General features: G+C 42.6%; 20 protein-coding genes, 1 tRNA gene and 1 pseudogene. 15 read left to right on the top strand and 7 right to left on the bottom strand.

Features of this window, described 5'->3' with window-relative positions:
• Positions 1-41: 41 nt before the first annotated feature.
• The 3 genes from P0M11_RS06830 to P0M11_RS06820 are packed head-to-tail and all read left to right on the top strand — an operon-like array spanning position 42 to position 5,708.
• Positions 42-2,786 carry a TonB-dependent receptor gene (locus tag P0M11_RS06830; protein WP_275625006.1) on the top strand — a complete coding sequence of 915 codons (2,745 nt, stop codon included), beginning with the start codon at positions 42-44 and terminating at the stop codon, positions 2,784-2,786.
• A 10-nt stretch (positions 2,787-2,796) separates the two neighbouring features.
• A complete protein-coding gene (locus P0M11_RS06825; RefSeq protein WP_275625005.1) occupies positions 2,797-4,155 on the top strand; it encodes a DUF4876 domain-containing protein in 1,359 nt (452 codons plus the stop codon).
• Complete coding sequence (locus P0M11_RS06820) at positions 4,152-5,708, top strand: DUF6850 family outer membrane beta-barrel protein (protein ID WP_275625004.1); 1,557 nt, start codon at positions 4,152-4,154, stop codon at positions 5,706-5,708. The genes P0M11_RS06825 and P0M11_RS06820 overlap by 4 nt, the downstream gene beginning before the upstream one ends.
• A 53-nt stretch (positions 5,709-5,761) precedes the next feature.
• Here the strand turns inward: P0M11_RS06820 and P0M11_RS06815 are convergent, their stop codons facing one another.
• On the bottom strand, positions 5,762-5,959 hold the full coding sequence (locus tag P0M11_RS06815) for a KTSC domain-containing protein (protein WP_275625003.1): 198 nt from the start codon (positions 5,957-5,959) through the stop codon (positions 5,762-5,764).
• Between the two features lie 63 nt (positions 5,960-6,022).
• Between P0M11_RS06815 and P0M11_RS06810 the strand changes: the two genes are divergently transcribed.
• Positions 6,023-6,859: a S1-like domain-containing RNA-binding protein gene (locus tag P0M11_RS06810; protein ID WP_275625002.1), complete on the top strand. Its 837-nt coding sequence runs from the start codon at positions 6,023-6,025 to the stop codon at positions 6,857-6,859.
• A gap of 96 nt (positions 6,860-6,955) precedes the next feature.
• On the opposite strand, the gene P0M11_RS06805 is transcribed toward P0M11_RS06810, so the two are convergent.
• From P0M11_RS06805 to P0M11_RS06790, 4 genes are all read right to left on the bottom strand, one after another.
• Positions 6,956-7,029, bottom strand: a tRNA-Pro gene (locus P0M11_RS06805).
• A 19-nt stretch (positions 7,030-7,048) separates the two neighbouring features.
• The gene (locus tag P0M11_RS06800) at positions 7,049-7,396 is read right to left on the bottom strand and encodes a DUF2116 family Zn-ribbon domain-containing protein (RefSeq protein ID WP_275625001.1); all 348 of its coding nucleotides are present in this window, start codon (positions 7,394-7,396) and stop codon (positions 7,049-7,051) included.
• Between the two features lie 4 nt (positions 7,397-7,400).
• The gene (locus P0M11_RS06795; protein WP_275625000.1) at positions 7,401-7,799 is read right to left on the bottom strand and encodes a VOC family protein; all 399 of its coding nucleotides are present in this window, start codon (positions 7,797-7,799) and stop codon (positions 7,401-7,403) included.
• A gap of 69 nt (positions 7,800-7,868) precedes the next feature.
• A complete protein-coding gene (locus P0M11_RS06790; protein ID WP_275624999.1) occupies positions 7,869-8,213 on the bottom strand; it encodes a T9SS type A sorting domain-containing protein in 345 nt (114 codons plus the stop codon).
• Positions 8,214-8,328: 115 nt separating this feature from the next.
• Here P0M11_RS06790 and hemB point away from each other — a divergent pair, with 115 nt between their 5' ends.
• On the top strand, positions 8,329-9,321 hold the full coding sequence (gene hemB, locus P0M11_RS06785) for a porphobilinogen synthase (RefSeq protein ID WP_275624998.1): 993 nt from the start codon (positions 8,329-8,331) through the stop codon (positions 9,319-9,321).
• A 388-nt stretch (positions 9,322-9,709) separates the two neighbouring features.
• On the opposite strand, the gene P0M11_RS06780 is transcribed toward hemB, so the two are convergent.
• The gene (locus P0M11_RS06780; RefSeq protein WP_158063719.1) at positions 9,710-10,039 is read right to left on the bottom strand and encodes a TM2 domain-containing protein; all 330 of its coding nucleotides are present in this window, start codon (positions 10,037-10,039) and stop codon (positions 9,710-9,712) included.
• Positions 10,040-10,161: 122 nt separating this feature from the next.
• Here P0M11_RS06780 and lptB point away from each other — a divergent pair.
• From lptB to P0M11_RS06735, 9 genes and pseudogenes are all read left to right on the top strand, one after another.
• Positions 10,162-10,887: pseudogene (lptB, locus tag P0M11_RS06775) on the top strand (LPS export ABC transporter ATP-binding protein); the annotation flags it as partial.
• Between the two features lie 483 nt (positions 10,888-11,370).
• Entirely contained in the window at positions 11,371-13,101 is a 1,731-nt protein-coding gene (locus P0M11_RS06770) for an ABC transporter ATP-binding protein (RefSeq protein ID WP_275625334.1), read from the top strand.
• A 28-nt stretch (positions 13,102-13,129) separates the two neighbouring features.
• Complete coding sequence (locus tag P0M11_RS06765; protein WP_275624996.1) at positions 13,130-13,714, top strand: hypothetical protein; 585 nt, start codon at positions 13,130-13,132, stop codon at positions 13,712-13,714.
• A gap of 43 nt (positions 13,715-13,757) precedes the next feature.
• A complete protein-coding gene (locus P0M11_RS06760) occupies positions 13,758-14,333 on the top strand; it encodes a cob(I)yrinic acid a,c-diamide adenosyltransferase (protein ID WP_275624995.1) in 576 nt (191 codons plus the stop codon).
• Entirely contained in the window at positions 14,334-14,984 is a 651-nt protein-coding gene (locus P0M11_RS06755) for a thiamine diphosphokinase (RefSeq protein ID WP_275624994.1), read from the top strand. It begins immediately after the preceding gene.
• A gap of 76 nt (positions 14,985-15,060) precedes the next feature.
• Complete coding sequence (locus P0M11_RS06750) at positions 15,061-16,452, top strand: arginine decarboxylase (RefSeq protein WP_158063724.1); 1,392 nt, start codon at positions 15,061-15,063, stop codon at positions 16,450-16,452.
• A 549-nt stretch (positions 16,453-17,001) separates the two neighbouring features.
• Complete coding sequence (locus P0M11_RS06745; protein WP_275624993.1) at positions 17,002-17,208, top strand: hypothetical protein; 207 nt, start codon at positions 17,002-17,004, stop codon at positions 17,206-17,208.
• Between the two features lie 130 nt (positions 17,209-17,338).
• Positions 17,339-18,127: a hypothetical protein gene (locus P0M11_RS06740; protein WP_275624992.1), complete on the top strand. Its 789-nt coding sequence runs from the start codon at positions 17,339-17,341 to the stop codon at positions 18,125-18,127.
• A 3-nt stretch (positions 18,128-18,130) separates the two neighbouring features.
• On the top strand, positions 18,131-18,715 hold the full coding sequence (locus tag P0M11_RS06735; protein WP_275624991.1) for a hypothetical protein: 585 nt from the start codon (positions 18,131-18,133) through the stop codon (positions 18,713-18,715).
• A 708-nt stretch (positions 18,716-19,423) separates the two neighbouring features.
• On the opposite strand, the gene P0M11_RS06730 is transcribed toward P0M11_RS06735, so the two are convergent.
• A complete protein-coding gene (locus P0M11_RS06730; protein WP_275624990.1) occupies positions 19,424-20,083 on the bottom strand; it encodes an HAD family phosphatase in 660 nt (219 codons plus the stop codon).
• A gap of 152 nt (positions 20,084-20,235) precedes the next feature.
• On the opposite strand from P0M11_RS06730, the gene speB reads away from it, so the two are divergent.
• The gene (speB, locus tag P0M11_RS06725; RefSeq protein WP_275624989.1) at positions 20,236-21,087 is read left to right on the top strand and encodes an agmatinase; all 852 of its coding nucleotides are present in this window, start codon (positions 20,236-20,238) and stop codon (positions 21,085-21,087) included.
• Positions 21,088-21,093: the final 6 nt, after the last annotated feature.

Here is a 21,093-nt window from a genome sequence, read left to right as displayed (position 1 = left end):
TTAGCAAAAGGAATTTTAATATCATTTAAAAAATCAGTTTGATGGCAGTGGTAAGGTTTATCATTTTCGTGTTACCGCTACTTTTATTACCGACCCCTTTATTCGCACAACTCAGTGGAGTGGTAGTGGAAGCCGATACACGCAAACCAGTTGGTGGCGTTCGGGTGACGGTTGAAAATACAGGGGTGTGGACGGTGACGGACAATGCCGGTAATTTCGTATTACAATACAGCAGCGGTGAGACGGTGGTCTTCTCACGCGTTGGTCTGTTGGAAGAAAAGCGAACTTTCCTACAGCCTTTTTCCGGGAAAATTACAGTGGAAATGCAGGTAGCTTCAGTCCGGATTAAAGAAGTAACACTTACAGCCAGGAAAAAACACTACTCCGAAATTGAAATCAGGGAAGAAGCGCTGAAGAACATTCAGGCATTTTCAATAAGCGATGTGCTGGAGCAATTGCCCGGGCAGAAACTTCAGGACCTGAGGCTCAATGAATTTAAACCCATTGTTTTCCGTTCGGTGAATCCAAATGCGATCGCTGCAAACGGAATGGAGGGTTTCGGTAATAAATCTTTCGGAACTGCGGTGGTGGTAGACGGCATACCTGTGTCCAACAACGAAAATATGCAGAGCTACGTAGGAAATTACGCTCCTAACTCCAACTCGTTTCTGTATCAGGGATCTGTATTTTCACCCAATACTATTGGTTTCGGGGTTGCCAACGGTTATAACGGATATTTCTCCAATACCAATTTCGGCTCGGATCTCCGTGAGATTCCTGTTGAGAATATTGAAAGTGTGGAGGTGGTTCAGGGTATTCCCTCAGCACGTTATGGTGACCTTACTTCCGGCCTGGTCCACATTCACCAAAAAAGCGGCAGCACTCCTTACCGTGCTTACCTGGCAGTTCGTGAAGGTACCCAGGAATACAACCTGAATAAAGGTTTTAAACTTACCGAACGGATAGGATTCCTGAATGTAAATCTCAATTACCTCAGTTCCAATTCTGATCCGCGTACCAAATTCAACAATTATCAGCGTCTTGGAACTAATTTGTTATGGACTGTTTATGGCCGAAACCGTAATATCAGCAATTCACTTTCGGTAAATTATAGCAATAATCTGGACGATGCCAACTTTGAAGCCGAGGACCAGACCCAAAAAATTGTTTACAACAGAAAACGGGATTTCATGATCTCCAACCGTTTCAACTGGCGTCTAAAGACGGCGCTGGCAGATAACCTGAATGTAAGCGCAAGTTATTCACAGGGTTATCAGAACACCCATGAGTCCAGTATCTACAATTCGGGTGGGGAGGTTGTGGGAACCAGTTTGGTTGAAGGCGTTTACCTGGGAACTTATTCGCCCGTAGTATACCGCCAGACCAAGGAAGTGGAAGGTAAACCGGTCTCCATGTTTTTTTCTGCCGATGTAAAAAAGAATCTGAAAACCGAAAAAGGCTGGATCCATAATTTCCTCGTGGGTATCTCGGCACGCGGCAGTGACAACCGGGGAGCGGGGCGTTTGGGAAGTCCCGAAACCATTATTGCTGCCTTCCAGGGTGGTGGACAGGCCTTCAGACCGTATAATTTCGGCGAAAATGTCAGGCCGGAATATCAGTTTTCTCTTTTTTCAGAAAACAATATGTTCAAGAAATTTGGTGAATTTGTTTTTAATCTGAACGCGGGCGCCAGGCTGGACCGTCAGGCCGGAACCACCATTCTGCAGCCCAGGCTTAATTCTTATCTTCTTTGGAAAAATCTAAAGGTTCGTGGTGGATTTGGTATCGCTTCAAAAGCACCCGGAATCAATATGATTTATACGGGACCGCGGTATTTTGATATGATTTTAGCTGATGTCCGTGTACCCGGAGTTTACAACTTCGGAATCGTACAGACTTTCATAGACTATTCGGACAATATGGACCTTAAGCCCAGCAGAAGTAACCGCACAGAGGTGGGACTGGATTACCGTTTACCCTTCGGAAATGTGAGTGTTACGGCATATTACAACAAACTGCAGGACGGATTTACGAACGAAAGTTTCGCAGCCAAAAGGGATTTAGCCGAAGTTACGGTGCAGCCGGACGGCACCAATACACCTGCCTTTCAGATTACGGGTTATGACGATTACTATTTTCTGCAGAACCGTATTGTTAATGCGCTTACCTCTACCGATAAAGGTTTGGAATTTATGATGAACTTTAACCGTTTGCCGGTAAACAATCTTTCACTGGATCTTAACGGAAGTTATGTAGAGACCACAAACAACTCCGGAACCGATAAATATTTCAGGTCTACAAACCTCACCAAAGATGAAATATACGGTCTGTACCGCTCTTTTACAAGTAAATACCGCCAGATGATGGTGGGGGCTGCCCTCAATTACCATTTGCCGGGCGCCGGGCTCCTGGTCACGCTGCGCACCCAGCATTTTATAGTTGATGATGCCTTTGTGCATAACCCGCGCCTGCTGTATGCTTATATCGATACCAACTTAAACATGGTGGAGCTTACTCAGCAGCAAATTGATGATCCTTCACAGTTTGCACATATAAAAACCGCAAATGTAGATGAGGTAAATACCAGCCTGGATAAAGTGTACCACAATATGAATCTCAAAATATCCAAGGATTTCCGGAATGGATTTAAATTTTCCTTTTACGCAAATAATTTCCTGGATCTAAAGCAAACCGAAACTTATTTTGAGTCCGGAGTATATAAAGTAAGACCAAAAGGTGGCCTGCTGGATCTGTCCTTCGGAGCCAAGATAGAGTACGAATTTTAATTTTGTGAATATGAAGCAAATTATAAGTATTATTTTCCTTTTACTGATGCTGTTTTCATGCAGGAGTGATGATTTTGGCTCCGGCAGTGGCTCCGGAAACCTTGTGCCGGTAACCTTTACCGTTCAGGTAAGGTACGACAGCTACTTTGGCAATAAACAGTCCAAGAACGCGGTGGTTACCCTGGTGAATAACAGTTCGGGTGATACCTATACAGCAACCAGCGGAGATAACGGTGCCGCGGTTTTTGCAACCGTAATTCCGGGAAGCTATAAAGTTACCGTCTCCAAAACGATGCCTGCGGCAGAATTCCTTTCTGCTTTCGGATACCCTTCGCCGGTACCTGAGGTACATTTTAATGGGGTACAGGAAAATGTGATCGTAAATGCGAACGTAACTGCTACATCAATTGAGATTAAATCTGCACGGCTGGGCGATCTGGTAATCAAGCAGGTGTATTATGCAGGATCCCACGCAACGCAGGGAGCCTCCTTCCGGGATCAGTTTATTGAGATCTATAACAATTCCAATGAGGTGATCTATGCCGACGGCCTTTTCATCGCGCAGTTATATGGCAAGAACAATATGACCGTAAATGCGACATCACTTGCAAACGGTCAGTTCGACTGGAGTAAATCTCTGGGTATGACGGGCGGAAGTTCTGCAAATACAGATTATGTATATGCGGATTATGTACTGCAGGTTCCGGGCAGCGGAACACAGTATCCAATCCAACCCGGGCAGTCACTCGTAATTGCACAGAACGGGTCCAACCATAAAGCGCCGCTGGTAGATAACACCGGTGTTCCGGTCACTGTTTTGAATCCATCACTTACTTTGGATTTAAGCACTGCAGATTTTGAAGCTTATCTGGGTGATTTCAAACTCTCCATCGGAGATACGGTTTATAAATATGACCTCCAGAACCCAGCTGTAAAAGATCTTACAATCGCCTATTGGGGAAGAACAGGCTACTGGAACAGTAATAATGACTTCCTGATCGATAATCTGGGCCGCGACAGTTTCGCTATTTTCAGGATGAATGATTTCGATGCGCTGCCCGATTATGCCGATCCTACAGTAGCTGTTGTTGGGACCAATACAAGATTCTATAAACAGATTCCTGTTTCTGTAATAATAGACGGGGTAGAGCTGCAGCACTTTAATCCCAATTCCCAACGGCCAAAGATGCTCGGTTCCGCGGTTGATGCTTCCTTTATCAATACGGATGCAGCCTTTAATTCCCAGTCTGTCATCAGGAAAACAAAAACGGTTTTGCCGGATGGCCGACGTATTTTGGAAGACACCAACAATTCCGCAAATGATTTTGTTAAACTTCCAATGGCCAACCCGCGTGGCTTTGCGCTATGATGAGATATAAACCGGCATTAACACTAAGTCTAATTCTGTCTTTTCTGGCTGTAGCCGCACAGGAGAAGGACAGCCTGAATTTGATGCAGAACCGGATTTACAGGCCTCAGTTTGATCACCTGAAGACAAATCCGGTGCAATACACAGATTTACCGCTGGCCGATTTTACAGAAACCACCCTAATGCTTAGCAGCCGCGATCTCAATCTGAAACGTACCCAAACCGCCGGGCAAATCACTGAATATGGCTTTGCAACAGACGGTATCTATAACATTCATCAGAACCTCCGGCTTTTTGGCAGTTTCAATTACGCTTTCATAAAGGAAAAAGAACTTGCCTACAACCTGACTTCCCAGCGCACGGAGAATAATATGATTCTGAATCCAAATTATCTGCTGGTACCAAAAGCCGGTGACTGGGAATCACAGGAGTACAAAGTAACCGGTGGTGCAAGTTACAGGCTTTCCTCATTTGATTTTGGCGCAACTGTAAACTACGGAAACCGGAGTTCCTTCCGGGATACTGATCCCCGCCCCGGCATCTCCTCCGCCGATTACTCAGGAAAAGCTTTTGTTGGTTTTAATTTGGGAAAACATCAAATCTCATTTTTTGGACATTTAGGCCGCAAGACAGAAGAGCACGATATAATTTCAGTGAACGAATACATTAATGCACCCTCGTTTCCGGATACTTTCGTACGATTTTCGGCGGGTTATGGCCGGATAATTAATTTCCCGTCTTACAGTGATTTCATTTACAAAACTTTTGACCGAGGTTACGGTGCCGGTTATGCTTTCCAGGGTGAGCATGATTTGATAACTGTTAATTCCGGCTACTCAAAATCGATTGAGACTTTATTTACAAAAGATGCAGGTGGAGCTGTCTATTTCGAGGAAAGTCTGGAAAACATGAAATACCGCCTAAAAAGTTACTATGCACAAGTGCAGTGGTTGCGAAGAGGTGCTGAAAAAGATATTATTACTAACATAGATTTGAAGAGCATTACCGGCGATAATTATAGTGTGCCGGAGCAGGGTCAGAATTTCCGTATGACCCTGGACCGGGCAGAACTTTCCAACGCGGTGGTCTGGAAGGACCGGAAGCGTGTGCTTCTTGGTTTAAATACAAGCGTGTCATACTCAGATTTTTCCGCAACAGACCTTTTAGGAGTTACCTATAAGCACATCAAATCTTTTGATTTACAGTTTGCAGCAAACCGCGACCTCCTTCATTCAACAGAATTTATACTGAACCTGGAAGCGGGCGCTGATGCTTATATTCCGCTGTCTCAAAGCCTGAATTATACAGCGGCATCCTCCAGTGACCTGATGTTCAATAATGTGATTGCGCCTGATCACGCCTTTGACTCAACTACTAAATTAGGTCCGCAACTTACCCTGAACTTTTACCGTCCTTTAACTGCCAGAACAAACCTCAGGATTTTCACAAGTTTTGCGGCACTATATGCGCTAAGCAGTGAGTTTCAGGATCAAACCGATTATTCCGGAACGCCTAACCTCCGTTTTAATGCAGGAATTTCTTTGTTCTACTAGCCTATATAGCCATTATGCGAAGTTGATCTGATTTAATGAGATGAAATTCGAGCTCAGCTCCGTTTACGATAAGCAAATCTTGGTTTGATTTCGCGGTTAAGAAAGATTCCCTTGGAGTAGGCCGCCCTGAATTCGTCAAAAACGTTCTGCGGAACATCCAGATAATCATAAACTGAGCCTGAATTATAGACAATGGTCAGGATCCGCAGTTCGGGTTTGTAATAATATTTATTGATGACGGTAGAAGGCATAGTCCGGCAGGTGCAATATCTGTTCCTTTAGATTTCATACCTTTACAGCTTATTATTTTATATATGAAAATCGGCCAAACGCAAATTCTTAAAATTGCAGAGAAAAATTATTCCGGACTTTTCCTGGAAGACGAAAACGGGGAAAGGGCTTTCCTTCCCAAGATTTTTGCTTCAGAAGATGCTGAAGTTGGCAGTGACATGGAAGTTTTCGTATATCAGGACGACGACAGACTGAAGGCGACTACCGAAAAGCCGACCGCAGAAATCGGTGAGTTTGCCGTGATGACATGTGTGCAGGCGTTGCCCAGCGGTGCATTTATGGATTGGGGCATCATCAAGGACCTTTTTATTCCCTATCAGCAGCAGAAGCTGAAAATACTGGAAGGTAAACGATATCTCGTTTATGTATATGTGGATGAAAAGCTGGGCCTTATTACCGGCACTACTAAGTTTAAAAGGAATCCGCAGTATGAAGATCTGCCCTTCCGCAAAGGAGACAAGGTAAATATTATTATCATGGGCGAAAGTGAACTGGGCTGGAACGTGATCATCAACAAAAAATACATAGGGCTCATTTATACTTCCGATGTTTATAAGCGGCTTTTTCCGCTTTCTGATGAGGTGGGTTATATTAAAACCATCCGTGAGGACGGAAAAATCGATGTTTCCCTGCAGCCTGAAGGTTATGATAATATAGACGAATTCCAGCAGGTGATCCTGGAAAAACTGGAAAGCAATTACGGTCTTCTGTATCTTTCAGACAAATCCGAGCCGGAAGAAATTAAGCAGGAACTCCAGATGAGTAAGAAGAATTTCAAAAAAGCCATCGGTGGCCTGTACCGTGACAAGAAGATAGAAATATTTGAAGATAAAATACGTTTGGTTAACGAAGGTGAATAGACACGCAGGACTGGATTTCAGTCCTTTTTTTATGTCTGGAATGGAAAATCAATAAACAGAAAAAGAGCAGTGACAAAAAACTGCTCTTTTTTTCAGTCGGGATGACTGGATTCGAACCAGCGACCCCTTGCACCCCATGCAAGTACGCTACCAGGCTGCGCTACATCCCGAATTCGTGGGCAAAAGTAATCATTCTTTTCTTACCAGCAAAATCCAGTCTTCTTCCAGGAATTTATAGCCAATATCATAGACAAAACGGTACTCTGCACCGTTTTTATAGATTTTCAGATTTGTAAAATATTCGAAATCAAAACCTTCGGCTGAAAGTTTACTGCGGGTGGTTTTCGCTTTGCCTTCGGTGAACTTTTGATCAGCTAAAATCCGGTGATTCTTCCGCAGTTTATTATTGATATTGCGCATCAGATTCGATGCGTCTTTATTCTGCTTATTGTTAAAGGCATTACGGCACGCGTCCGAACAGAATTTCTTGTCGGATCTGCCGTGTATGGGCTCATTGCATTCCAGACAGTTGTTCATGTGCTTAAGTTTTAAGTTTTTTGGCGAAAGCAATAATGTGACCGTCAGGATCAGCCAGATAACATGCACGGTCTCCCCAGTCGCGGTCGGAAGGTGCACTTACGATTTCAGCATTCAGATTCACGGCTTTCTGAAATTCAGCCTCAATATCATCAAGATAAAGATAAAGTTCACAACGCGGAATTCCAGTTCCGCTTGCAGGGTCGGGTGTTTTCCCGTGAAGAATTTTGTTTATGCTGCTGTTGGGCATCAAGCCCAGGGTGAAAAAATCAGAAAGCTGAAACTCTGTCATTCCGGGCACATCCAACACGGGCTCCAAACCAAGAATCTGTCTGTAAAAATCCCGGCTTGTGGCTTGATCTGTTACATACAGGATGGTATGTACTTTCTGAAAGCTTTTCATCACAATCAAATATAGCAAAATATCCGTTCGGAAACGGATATTTATAAGTATACTTTAAAGTTGTGGTATTTACTGCTTAATGATTTGTTTAATTTTCTGAGTATTGTCGCTCAGTGTATATCTCATCAGATATTTGCCGGGTCTCAGGTTTCCAAGGTTAATCTCCGCCGCATTCATATTCACATTATAGCTGGCCACCTGAGTGCCAAGAATGGAATAAAAGGAAACCGACTTCACTTTAACCATTGGATCTTTTGCTTTCACCAACAGGATATCGCGTGTAGGATTAGGATAGGCCACCAAAGTTCCGTCATCATTTTTCTGGCTGATGCCAAAGGGTTCACGGCTTTGAGCAGTTAAAGTGGAGCTGAAGCCAAGACTAAAAAATAATATAATAAGTAAAAGTTTTTTCATTTTTTAATACAATACTTTACGAAGATAAGAAACTTCTTTTAACCTGCAATAGTTTTATCATTAACTATTGGTAAATTTGTACTTTCAAAAAGAATACCACTTTTACATTTATAATATGATGATATATTCCCGGAACCGACGTCTCAGAGTGAGCGCCGCCATACGCAGTTTAGTACAGGAAACTGTCCTTACTACCAACGACCTGGTAATGCCGGTTTTTGTAATGGAAGGCCAGAACAAACAGGAGGCTATTCCTTCTATGCCCGGAATATTCCGCAGGACTTTGGACCTAACAGTGCAGGAGTGCCGCGAGCTGTATTCTCTGGGAGTGAAAGGAGTAAACCTTTATATGAAGGTCTCCGAAAACCTGAAAGACTATACCGGAAAAGAATCCTGGAATGACAGCGGACTTATGCAGGATACTATCAAAGCCATCAAGGATGCTGTTCCCGGGATGGTGGTGATGCCCGATGTAGCGCTGGACCCATATTCGGTTTACGGTCATGACGGTATTATAACCAACGGAAAGGTTGACAATGACGCTACCAACGAAGCACTTACCAAAATGGCTGTCTCTCACGCAAAGGCCGGTGCCGACATTGTAGCGCCCAGTGATATGATGGATGGCAGGGTGGCCGCTATACGTACTGGTTTGGAAGAAGGCGGTTTTACTGATGTAGGCATTTTAAGCTACTCAGCAAAATATGCCAGTTCTTTTTATGGCCCGTTCCGCAGTGCTTTGGATTCAGCACCCGTGGATGCACAGGAAATTCCGCAGGACAAGAAAACCTATCAGATGGACTTTCATAACTCGCGCGAAGCTATTGATGAAGTATTGAAAGATGTAGCCGAAGGTGCCGATATCATTATGATTAAGCCGGGCATGCCATATCTGGATATCGTAGCCAAAGTTCGCGAAACCATTGAGTTGCCGATTGCCGTTTATAATGTAAGCGGCGAATATGCCATGCTGAAGGCCGCGGCACAGAACGGCTGGCTGGACAATGACAAAGCGGTTATTGAAAGTTTAACCTGTATCAAGCGTGCCGGCGCAGATATGATCTTTACCTATGCGGCCAAGGAAGCGGCCATCCTGCTGAACGGATAAGTTCTCAGCACAAATTGCAAAAGGGTCTTCGGGTACGGAGACCCGTTTGTTTCAAGACCGGTCTAAATATTGGCTTGTGTGAATTTTTACTTGAAAACCCATTATCCCAGTATTAATAAACCAGCCTCTTTGTCATTCCGAAGGAATCTCAATAGACAGAAATCTACTGTAAATAACAATTTGATGGATTTGTATCCGTATTTTTTTTTAAATATATCTATATAATCAGTGGGTATACTATTCGTGTGCGGTTAACCACGGCGTGTACGTAGGTTCTCTCAGCTTGCAGGGAAGTTTTAATACTTCATTTTCTGAATAAATCTAACTTCTAATCTCTAACCTCTGATATCTAATGTCCAGACAAGGTCCAAATTGAATAAAATTAAGCTTAGAACCATGGTTTCCTTCCCTGAACATACGTGCGGTCAAACTGCTCGTCACTCATCGTAAGGTAAATGATACCTTCAATAAGAGGTACGATAAAAACTACAGGATAGAAGGCACTTCCAATCCCGCAGGTAATTATGGTGAGCAGTGGCAGGATAATGAGCGTGGAAAGCAACAGCGTAATACCTTCACTTGTATAACCGAGATAGAACTTGTGGATGCCTAAAGCACCCAAAATGATGGCGAAGATGCCTGTGGCCAGTTTCTTGTCGGAGCGGTAATTGGGATTTCTGTTTTGTGGATCGGGATTATTGTAGCCGTAGGTTTCCATGGTTTTTTATTTAAAATTAACAATAATATTGAATTTCTGCACAAATATTTAAGGCTTGTGCCGATATATTCAAAAATTTGTGCTTACTGAAGTCGTGCACCATTTTTATTTATATTTGCTGCATGATTTTACGGGGAGAAAATTTAATTAAGGAATACGGACCGAAAAAGGTGGTGAAAGGCGTTTCTGTGCAGGTTTCACAAGGTGAAATTGTAGGGCTTTTAGGTCCCAACGGTGCCGGAAAGACAACTTCTTTCTATATGATTGTGGGTCTGGTGAAACCAACCTCCGGAAAAATCTACCTGGACGATAAGGAAATTACTTCAGATGCGATGTACCGCCGTGCACAGAAGGGTATTGGCTACCTGGCGCAGGAAGCATCGGTATTCCGTAAACTTTCTGTGGAGGAGAATATCTTAGGAGTTCTTCAGCTTACCAAGCTTTCCAAAAGGGAACAGCAGATGAAGTGCGACGAACTTATTGAGGAGTTTTCGCTCCAGCATGTGCGCAAGAACCGTGGCGACCTGCTTTCCGGGGGTGAGAGACGCCGTACCGAAATTGCCCGCTGTCTGGCCACAAGCCCCAACTTTATTCTATTGGATGAACCATTTGCGGGAGTGGACCCCATTGCGGTAGAGGATATCCAGAAAATAGTCCGCAGCCTTGTCGACAAAAACATAGGCATCCTGATTACTGATCACAATGTGCAGCAAACCCTTGCAATTACCCACAAAACCTATATTATGTTTGAAGGTAAGATCCTGAAAGAAGGTCTGCCGCATGATCTGGCAAATGATCCTCTCGTTCGGGAGGCTTATCTGGGGGAGAACTTTGTATATCAGGACATCCTGAATAAGGAACACACCAAATCATACGTATACAATATCTGGGCAGGTAATTTTGATACTAAAAACCACTTCAGGGATTTTGTTGATGAAAATTTTTCCGGACTGGACAATCTTAGACTGATGTACGGCTTTGAAGATATGAGTTTTGCTTCGCTGGCCAATTCAGAAATTGAACACATTTTCAACAATGTGGTTGATAAAAATGCGAACAATTCCTTCCTGTTCCAGAAGAAGGAACTGACAAGCCGCTATTCAATGGAAATGGCAGAAGCTGAATCCAGCGCTGCCAGCCGTCCCGAACTGCACTATCTGACAAGCTACAGCTACAAAAGCTAAAACTGTTTTGGTCAAATTTTTGTTTATTTCAGGTTTTGGAATTTTCTGAAACCTTTTTTGACATTGATGCCGAAACCATTTGCCCGCACCACCAACCTGATCAGCATTTATAAACAGCTGAGACCGTTTATATCGCCTTACCGGTTTATGATTTACGGTACGCTGTTCCTCACCTTCCTGGGGGCTTTGGCGGCGCAGGTAAACCCGCTGGTGCTGAAGTATACCGTGGACGAAGTTACTGCGCTGGTAAATCTTCCGGATCCGATGAGTGAAGGTATTCATGTCCTGGTGGTCATCACCGCTATTTTACTTGGCAAGGAGCTGGCCAACATCTTCATTCAGTTCGGTCAGAAATTCTATGGCGAAAAAATCAGGATTAATGTAAGTTCTGTATTGGCCCAAACTGCGATCGATAAAATTCTCCGTTATAGGATCGCTTACTTTAACGATGAAAATCACGAAACCGGAAAGTTGCAGACCCGCATAGACCGCGGCATCGAAAGCCTGACAAAATTGGTGCAGAATTTTTTTATTGATATCCTGCCTTTGTTTTCAAATGCCATTATCGCCCTGATCATCATGTATATGCAGAATGTATATGTGGGGTTGGTTTCTACGGTGGTGGTGCCCATTTATTTCTATGTAAGCGCGCTGCAGGCCAAACGACTTTCAGGTGTACGCCGTACGCTGAGAAATCAGCGGGAGCAGAAGACCTCAGGACTTCTTAATCTGATAGGCTCTATTATGGTGATCAAGAGTTTTGTACGCGAAAAATTTGAGGGTAAAAAACAGTTTGACCTCCAGATGCAGCTTATGGAAAGCCAACTCTACACCCGGCGTACCAATTTTATTTATGACGGTTTAAAGACCTTCATTGAGCAGTTTGGTGTTGTACTTATCATTTTGCTTACTGTATACCTGGTCCTGGACCAGCAAATGACTATCGGAGCCATTATGCTGCACATTATGCTGTTCAACAATGTGTCGTCGCCCATCCGGCAACTGCACCGCATATATGACGATATGAATGATGCCTTCATATATGCTGAAGGATATTTCGACATTTTAAATGCTGATGATGAAACCGAGCCCAACGGAACACATATCGACAGTGATATCTCAGGCAATTTTGAACTGAAAAATGTAGATTTCAGTTATCCCAACGGTACAAAGGCTTTGAATAATGTTTCAATGCGTATTGAAAACGGCAAAACAACGGCACTGGTAGGTTTAAGCGGCGCAGGAAAATCAACAGTGATCAATCTGCTCTGTAAGTTCTATTTGCCGGATTCGGGGAATATTACGCTCGATAACATTAACCTGAATCAGTATGAAAATTCATTTCTTCGCGGCGATATTGGTTTGGTGCTGCAGCGCAACCATATTTTCCAGGGAAGCATTGAAGATAACATCCGTTATGGTAATATGGAGGCCACTTTTGAAGAGATTGAAACTGCTGCCAGAAAAGCCTACCTGCATGACCAGATTATGGATTTGCCGCAAGGTTATCAACATGACGCAACGCAGCTGTCCGGCGGACAGCAGCAACGCATCGCCATCGCCCGGCTATTCCTGAAGGATCCGCCAATTATTTTCCTGGACGAACCAACAGCCAGCCTGGACGCCATTGCCACCGAACAGATCAAAAATTCACTCGATGCGATTAAGGAGGGCAGGACGGTGATCATAATTTCCCATTCACTCTCGCAGATTCTGGACAGTGATACGATTTATGTGATGAAAAAGGGGAAAGTGGTTGAAAGTGGTAATCATGAGCAGCTGGTGAACATGAACGGAACCTACCGCGAGATCTTTGATGCCTCAGCCCGAAGCCTCAATCTTGATAAACTGGTGAGTTCCTTCCGCGATAATCAATAAAAGACTGAAAATTACGTTTAATCCAGACATGAAAATATTTAATACGAACGCGGTGCTGGCTGCAGGTGCAATGATGCTGTTTTCCTGCCAGAAAATTGAGGAAAGTGTAACGACTATTGTAACAGATACTAAGGAGCAGGTTCAGCAGAAAGCCATGGAGACCGTGCACCAAACCATCACCGAACAGGTGAGCAGGGTAGTGAAGGCAGAGGATGTCGCTTTTGACAGTGTGTTTATAGGATCAAATGACCTGCAACTGAGTCCAATAACCGGCAAAAAGATTGTAACACCCAGTGGCTCGCCATATTATGTCTTTAAGTATAAAACTCCGGAGAAGGAACTACTGTTGCAGTCGCTTACAGAACAGCCAACAACCGATGAAAGCCGGTCTTCCAAAGAGTATAAGAAAGTTGATGGAGGATCCATCATCGAAAAGATTGCTTTTGTTGAAAAATTCATCCCCGGTGAATTGGTTAATGTTTCCTTTCTGAATGAACTCAGGACCGATAAAACAATAGAATATTATAAAATAAGCCGTTTTCCAAACTCCAGCACCGTCATTTATCATCCCAAGGACCAGACGGTATGGCATTTCGTGGAGGTAATGAAGTAGGCTATCAACTTAAGATTTCCATTTTAAAACTTTATCTTTGGGTATGAAAATTTATACGAAGACCGGTGATAAAGGCGAAACCTCCCTATACGGCGGGACACGCGTTTCCAAAGCTTCAGCGCGGGTTGAATCTTATGGGACAATAGACGAGCTGAACTCATTTATAGGCTTTGCCAAAGCTGAGATAACGGACGAAGGTATCCTCTATCAGCTTAAGAAAATTCAGTTCGACCTTTTTACGGTAGGGTCAGAATCGGCCACGCCAACTGATAAACTTACGCTGGCTAACGGAAAGTCAAGACTCTCTTTGATGATTTCTGAAACAGAAATTGAAGAACTGGAGCAGTGGATGGATGAATTTGAAACTGCTCTGGAGCCATTGCAGTATTTCATACTTCCGGGTGGTGGTAAAGGTGCGACCTCGCTGCATATTTGCCGTACGGTTTGCCGCCGGGCTGAGCGCAGTCTGGTGTTCCTTAATGAGCACGAAGAGGTAAGACCGGAACTCATCAAGTACCTGAACCGCCTGTCGGATTATCTTTTTGTTTTGGCCAGATATGTATCCAAAATTCAGGGTGAGCCGGAAGAATACTGGAATCCCAACGACCGCGGCCAATAAATGAATCGCGCACTTCTTTTCATCAACGGTGTTCCACCTAAGCAATTGCCGGAAACTGCTGCGTACGATATGGTTGCCTGCTCTGATGGTGCCTTTCATTATCTGAAAGAAAAGGGTTTTGCTTTGAACCTGCTGGACTTTATTTCAGGTGATTTTGACAGTCATACGGGCAGCGACGAAGAAATTTACAGTCAGAGATTCATCCATACACCGGATCAGGACAAAACGGATTTTCAGAAATCGCTGGAGATTCTGCTGGAACGCGGAATTCAAAAAGTTGATGTGTACGGCGGCAGTGGTGGCGAAATGGACCACTTTCTCGGAAATCTGCATGTAGCTTACCTCTTCAAAGACCGGGTAAAAATTACCTTTTATGATGAATTTTCCAGTTACTTTTTTGCGGACGAATACACAGTGCTCAACGGCATAAAAGACCGTCTGGTCTCGCTATACCCCTATCCCGAAGCAAACCAGATCACTACAAAAGGATTGAGATGGCCTCTGAACGAAGAAAAACTGATGATTACCGACCGCATCGGCACAAGAAACCACGCCGCAGACGATTTGGTTGAAATAAAATTTGAAAGTGGCGCGCTGGTACTGTTCGTCGGCCTGGCAACCGGTATTTCAGCCGGCAGCGCTGACGGATAACTGAGCCGATTGTTCTTAAAAATCAACTTTTTTTACCACATTTGCATTTTGTAATTCCATAAACCGACAGCATATAATGAAAATTAAATATTCAGAACTTATTGACCAGACCCTTTATTTCCCAACTGAAGAATTCAACGTGGTTGAGAACAGTCTGCAGTTTCACGATATTCCGCTGATGGATATTGTTGAGGAGTTTGGTACCCCGCTGAAATTTAATTATTTGCCCAAGATATCTACCAATATCCAGCGGGCAAAAGGCTGGTTTAAGGAAGCTATTGAAAAAAATGATTATAAGAAAGGCTATGTATACTGTTACTGTACCAAATCCAGCCAGTTTGCATTTGTTGTAGAGGAAGCCCTGAAGAATGATATTTCACTGGAGACTTCATCTGCCTACGATATGGACATTATCCGTTCGCTGTACAACAAAGGTAAGTACGGCAAGGATGTAGAGGTTATCTGTAACGGTTTTAAAACCGATGATTACCTGGCAAAGATCTCAGACCTCATCAACAACGGTTTCCAGAACATCATTCCTATACTGGACAATTACCGCGAACTGGACAAGCTTACCGAAAGCATCGATACCACTTTTAACATAGGCATCCGCATCGCTTCGGAAGAAGAGCCTAAATTTGAGTTCTACACCTCGCGGCTGGGAATTGGCTACAAGGACATTATTCCTTATTACAGCCAGAAAATTGCTGAGCATCCCAATGCCAGGCTCAAGATGCTGCACTTTTTCATTAATACCGGAATTAAGGATACTGCCTATTACTGGAACGAACTGTATAAATGTCTGCGGGTATATGCCAGACTCAAGAAAATTGCGCCTGAAGTCGATTCACTTAACATCGGTGGCGGTTTCCCCATCAAAACCTCACTCAACTTCGATTATGATTACCAGTATATGGTGAATGAAATCGTTTCTCAAATCAAGAAATTCTGTGAGGAAGAAGGGGTGGAAGAACCGCATATCTACACGGAATTCGGCTCCTTTACGGTAGGTGAAAGCGGTGGACATCTGTACAAGGTGATTTCACAGAAAAGACAGAACGACCGTGAGAAATGGAATATGATCGATTCCAGCTTCATGACTACACTTCCTGATACCTGGGCTATCTCTCGTAAGTTTATTATGCTGCCGCTTAACCGTTGGGACGATACCTATGAGCGTGTATTTCTGGGTGGACTCACGTGTGATTCGGATGATTATTACAACTCCGAGCAGCATACCAATGCCATTTACCTGCCGGTCTTCAGTGAGACCAAGCCCATGTATATCGGATTTTTCCATACGGGAGCTTATCAGGAAACCATCGGAGGTTACGGCGGAGTTCACCACTGTCTGATGCCGCAGCCAAAGCATATTTTAATCAACAAGGATGAAGACGGCAATTTTACGTACGAAGTCTTCCGCGAGGAGCAGCAGCCGGAGGAGGTTTTGAAACTTTTAGGATATTAAGATTAGGAGCAACACGCGGGTTGCTCCTTTTCATTTGTCGTCCCGCTTTACGCTGCAATTTGGCTGCGTAGAACGATAATGATAATAGCTATTTTTCCTGCTTCAGCACTTTTAAAACTTCTCCCATCATTTTCTTATCAGTAAACATCATAACCATCACGCTGTTATTGAATGTGCTGTCACTGAACTATTGTGAAATATTTGTCTGTCCTGATTCTTCAAAAAGATCTTTGATTTCCACTCCAAATTTTTCGGCTAATCTTGGGATATATTCCGATTTAATACCACTGGTTTCCTTTTACCAATTGATGTATGTTTTTCTACCAACCCCTATAAAATCAGCGACAGCTTGTTGTGAGTAATTTGTTTTGGTTCGCAGAACTCTAAGTGTTCTACCGACAGTCATAAGTGTATATTTTTCACAAATATATAAAATGTCCTAAAAACACCACATGCTTTGTGAATTAATTACTACATTTAGTTTGAAAATTCTTTTTTAGCTTTGATTTGTCAATAATGACACAAAACAATTTTTTAAAACATTTTATTATGAAAAAATTAAATTCAATTCAGAAAGGGTTTTCTTCTTTGGAAAACAAAAAACTGCAAAATTTGAGTAAAATATCTGGCGGTGATATCGTAGAGGAAACTTGGACGAATGAACAAACCTGTGGTGTAGATGGCAATACCCCGGATCATGTACAATTTTCAGATGATAACAAAAAAATGAGACCCTGCTCGATTATTGGTGGTTAATGAAAATCTTAGAAAAAATAAAGCTGATTGTTAATTCAGTCAGCTTTTTTTACATATGAAAATAAAAAATATTGTATTAGTTGGCAGTTGCATGGTAATGTTGTCTTGTGCTGCCAGGAACACTGACAAAATGGATTATCTAAATGATTATTATCCCTCCATTTATAAAGCAGACAGTTTATTTCACTACTCTGGGAGTAAAGAGGATGCATTTCTTTTGTATAGAAGTGTCTATAAAAAACATCCAGTTTTAGGCAATGATTTTTATGATTCATACAAAAACTACCTAAAATCAGGATATCTTACACATAACGATTTTGGTGGTCGAAAATCTTTAATCACCTATCTGAAGTCTCAAGCCGGGTATTTAACGTATAAAAGTGATGATAGCTTACTGAATGTAATTTATAAAGCATATTTAATAGATGATGATGACATTGAGAAAATAATTACCCACTCAAGAAAGAAAATTAAAGTTCGATTACGCGATAGCATAATTGTAATTAAAGAAAGAGATCAGGAGAACAATCGTTCCATAAACAAAACACTTATCAAGAACGACAGTATGAATGAGAAATCTCTATTAAGAATTTTCAATAATGAGGGATTTCCAGGGTATGACAAAATTGGAGGTGAGGGTCCAAAGCGGGAAAACCTTAATTTAACAGCAGTTCTAATGCATATGAATTATGGGAAGAACTATGAAACTTTCAAGGCTAAACTTTATACTTTTCTAAAAAATGGCGAATTAGACCCGCTAACCTATGCTTTATTTATTGATAAGCATAATAACACTAACCGAAAACCAAGTGAGTACGGTTACTTGAGCGGTAGTCAAATTGATACTATAAGGATCAATTCAAATAGAAAAAAAATCGGACTACCTACCTTGTCCTATGAAAACCTTAAAAACAAATAGAATATGGTTTTGATTTTTTCTGAAAAAAATGATCAAACTACTAACAAGGTTATTCAATGGTTTCTTTATTATAACAAAGCATTTATCCGGATTAATGACGATGAAATTTTTGAAATACAAGTAGAAAATAGGAGGCTAAAACTTGTTAGTCGCAGTAATTGCTTTTTTATTGACGAAATCACAAGCGTTTGGTTCAGAAGAGGTGGGCTAAAAATAAAATATTTGGAGTACGATAATGCAGGTTTGAACGATTATATGTTTGAAACCCAATTTTGGATAAAGGATTACATATTGTACAAGTTGGAACAAGTGAAAACAATAAACAAGGAATCAAAGTCAACTGTTAATAAGCTGATTGTATTAGAATATGCTGAAAAAATTGGTTTGTCAGTTCCGCAGTATTTTCTATCAAATTCCACAGACGGGCTTGAAATGGGAGATTTTGTAACGAAAACAATTAACGGAAATGGTACAGTTGACCTTTCTGACAATGTTTCAGGTTGGTCCTACACAACAGTTTTTAGACCAAAACTTGGATTTCACATTCTATCCAACTCTTTTTCAAAATTTAATAGAAAAGAAATTTGAAATAAGATCCTTTTATTTAAACGGGAATATTTGGTCAATGGCAATAATTTCACAGTTGGATCAATCAACAGCAATAGACTATCGACATTACAACAAAGAAAATCCTAATAGAAATACCCCCTATAAACTGCCCTTTTATCGTTTAATAACAAGTATCCATATAGGAGTTTCTTTGTCTTTACGCTGCATCGGGGCTGGTAGTCTGCTTTCACTTTGTGCGCCTGTTTGTCATTCCGCAGGAATCTCTACGAATTACTCCTTGCTCGGTTTAGATTCCTGCGGAATGACAGAAGTCATAGAAATAACTTAATGTCCGTTTCGTTGCGCTTTGATCGCATTACACTCACATCCAGACAGCAGTCTCCTTGTCATTCGCTGCAATCGGAGCTGGGAGTCTTCTCTTCACTTTGTGCGCCTGGTTGTCATTCCGCAGGAATCTTTACGAATTACTCCTTGCTCGGTTTAGATTCCTCCGGAAAGACCGACGACGCAATCAGGTTTGCTTAAAATTGTTCTTTTTGAACAAATTATACCATACCTATTGTCAACAGCCTGTTTGTCATTCCGCAGGAATCTCAACGAATTACTCCTTGCCCGGTTTAGATTCCTCCGGAATGACATGCCAACGCGTATAAATTTACTGCTGTTACCGAAGTCTAATTGGCCGGATAAGTACTATAGCCAATGCAGCAAATCAGTTAATAGACTCTAAAAATACTTCTTCACCTTCTCAAATTCAATATCCGAGAAATCGAAAACCGACAGATTGGCTTTGGTATAATCCTGATTTTTTGAATGTGCGCTTTGGTAAGCAGTACAGAAAATTCCCGCCGAATGCGCCGCCTCAATCCCGTTTGTTGAGTCTTCAATCACCATGCAGTGTTCTCTGGGTTCCCCGGCCATTTCGGCAGCGAGCTCAAAGATCTCTGGGTGCGGTTTGGATTCCTGTAAGTCAGCACCGGAAATTTTCCCGATAAAGTAGGGTTCAAGCTCAAATTTCTCAAACACCCAGTTGATGGTATTCATATGTGCCGATGAAGCCAGTACCAGCTTCACACCGTTTTCGTAATAGTTCTCAATCAGGCTTTTTACGCCCGGGATCAGGTCGAAATCCGGGTCGGTATCAAAATAGTTTTTGAAATGATGTCTTTTTATCCGTGCCAGATCTTCATGGTCGGCTTCCAGCCCGAACGTGTCAATGAGTGTGGTGCAAACCCTTTTTGTAGATGCTCCCGTAAAGGTGGTAAAGAGTTCCTCCGAAACATCGATTCCGAAATCCTCAAACATCCGGAAATAGGCTTTCCTGTGCAGGGGTTCCGTGTCCACAATAACACCGTCCATATCAAATAAAACAGCTTTTAAAGGCATTGCAATTTTTTTTGCAAAACTATTAAAATAATAGGGAACGAAGCCTACGGCATAATGTATATCCGGCAACAGTCACCACGAACGGCTGCCAGTGACCGCAATTTTATTATCTTTGAAATCCGAAAAAAACAAATTAAAAAAGACTAACATCAATGAGAACATACGCCGCAATCCCGGAAGAAAACGCAACTCTGGAAAACTCAAAGGTAATGCTTGTGACCGTACCTTATGACGGAACTTCAACCTGGGGCAAGGGTGCCGACAAAGGACCCGAGCTTTTCCTGGATGCCTCCGAAAATATGGAACTCTACGATATTGAAACTGGCACCGAGCCTTACCTGGAAGGGGTATATCTGGCGGGTGAGATTTCTGAAAATTCTTCTCCGGAGGCAATGACTGACGCCGTTTATCAGAAAACCAAAGAGCTGATTAAGAATGATGGCAAACTGTTCACACTTTTTGGCGGCGAACATTCGGTTTCCATCGGCTCCATCCGTGCGGTAGGAGAGAAGTACGAGAACCTAACGGTTCTGCAGCTGGATGCGCATACAGATTTAAGACCTGAGTTTCACGGCTCCACCTCCAATCATGCCTGTGCGGTTTTTGAAGCTTCTCAGAAACTGAATCTGGTGCAGGTTGGGATCCGCTCCTGCGATGCTGAGGAAATGCAGTATGTACCGGAAGGTCAGTGTTTCTGGGCGCACGAGATCGCCACTAATCCCAACTGGATAGATGATGTTCTGGCCAAGCTTTCCGGTAATGTATACATCACCATTGACCTGGACGCTTTCGATCCTTCGATCGCTCCTTCCACAGGAACACCGGAACCTGGTGGCCTGCAGTGGTACCCAACTTTGGAACTGCTTAAAAAAGTGTTTGAAAAATGCAATGTAGTGGCTTTCGATATTGTAGAGCTTATGGATTCGCCCATGCCAAAACCAACCGCTTTCCTGGCGGCCAAACTCTACTATAAGATGCTGGCTTACTATCATCTGAATAAATAGAAATTT

It is taken from the genome of Kaistella sp. PBT33-4, from assembly GCF_029194425.1.
Classification (GTDB): domain Bacteria; phylum Bacteroidota; class Bacteroidia; order Flavobacteriales; family Weeksellaceae; genus Marnyiella.
This window is presented reverse-complemented; position numbering and strand designations above follow the sequence as displayed.

Bases quoted from the DNA above. Each gene is read 5' to 3' on its own strand.
- P0M11_RS06820 (WP_275625004.1), top strand. From the start codon at position 4,152: ATGATGAGATATAAACCGGCATTAACACTAAGTCTAATTCTGTCTTTT.
- P0M11_RS06730 (WP_275624990.1), bottom strand. From the start codon at position 20,083: ATGCCTTTAAAAGCTGTTTTATTTGATATGGACGGTGTTATTGTGGAC.
- P0M11_RS06800 (WP_275625001.1), bottom strand. From the start codon at position 7,396: ATGAACAACTGTCTGGAATGCAATGAGCCCATACACGGCAGATCCGAC.
- speB (WP_275624989.1), top strand. From the start codon at position 20,236: ATGAGAACATACGCCGCAATCCCGGAAGAAAACGCAACTCTGGAAAAC.
- P0M11_RS06795 (WP_275625000.1), bottom strand. From the start codon at position 7,799: ATGAAAAGCTTTCAGAAAGTACATACCATCCTGTATGTAACAGATCAA.
- P0M11_RS06740 (WP_275624992.1), top strand. From the start codon at position 17,339: ATGGATTATCTAAATGATTATTATCCCTCCATTTATAAAGCAGACAGT.
- P0M11_RS06770 (WP_275625334.1), top strand. From the start codon at position 11,371: ATGATTTACGGTACGCTGTTCCTCACCTTCCTGGGGGCTTTGGCGGCG.
- P0M11_RS06790 (WP_275624999.1), bottom strand. From the start codon at position 8,213: ATGAAAAAACTTTTACTTATTATATTATTTTTTAGTCTTGGCTTCAGC.
- P0M11_RS06755 (WP_275624994.1), top strand. From the start codon at position 14,334: ATGAATCGCGCACTTCTTTTCATCAACGGTGTTCCACCTAAGCAATTG.
- P0M11_RS06760 (WP_275624995.1), top strand. From the start codon at position 13,758: ATGAAAATTTATACGAAGACCGGTGATAAAGGCGAAACCTCCCTATAC.
- P0M11_RS06745 (WP_275624993.1), top strand. From the start codon at position 17,002: ATGAAAAAATTAAATTCAATTCAGAAAGGGTTTTCTTCTTTGGAAAAC.
- hemB (WP_275624998.1), top strand. From the start codon at position 8,329: ATGATGATATATTCCCGGAACCGACGTCTCAGAGTGAGCGCCGCCATA.
- P0M11_RS06830 (WP_275625006.1), top strand. From the start codon at position 42: ATGGCAGTGGTAAGGTTTATCATTTTCGTGTTACCGCTACTTTTATTA.
- P0M11_RS06815 (WP_275625003.1), bottom strand. From the start codon at position 5,959: ATGCCTTCTACCGTCATCAATAAATATTATTACAAACCCGAACTGCGG.
- P0M11_RS06735 (WP_275624991.1), top strand. From the start codon at position 18,131: ATGGTTTTGATTTTTTCTGAAAAAAATGATCAAACTACTAACAAGGTT.
- P0M11_RS06780 (WP_158063719.1), bottom strand. From the start codon at position 10,039: ATGGAAACCTACGGCTACAATAATCCCGATCCACAAAACAGAAATCCC.
- P0M11_RS06825 (WP_275625005.1), top strand. From the start codon at position 2,797: ATGAAGCAAATTATAAGTATTATTTTCCTTTTACTGATGCTGTTTTCA.
- P0M11_RS06750 (WP_158063724.1), top strand. From the start codon at position 15,061: ATGAAAATTAAATATTCAGAACTTATTGACCAGACCCTTTATTTCCCA.
- P0M11_RS06765 (WP_275624996.1), top strand. From the start codon at position 13,130: ATGAAAATATTTAATACGAACGCGGTGCTGGCTGCAGGTGCAATGATG.
- P0M11_RS06810 (WP_275625002.1), top strand. From the start codon at position 6,023: ATGAAAATCGGCCAAACGCAAATTCTTAAAATTGCAGAGAAAAATTAT.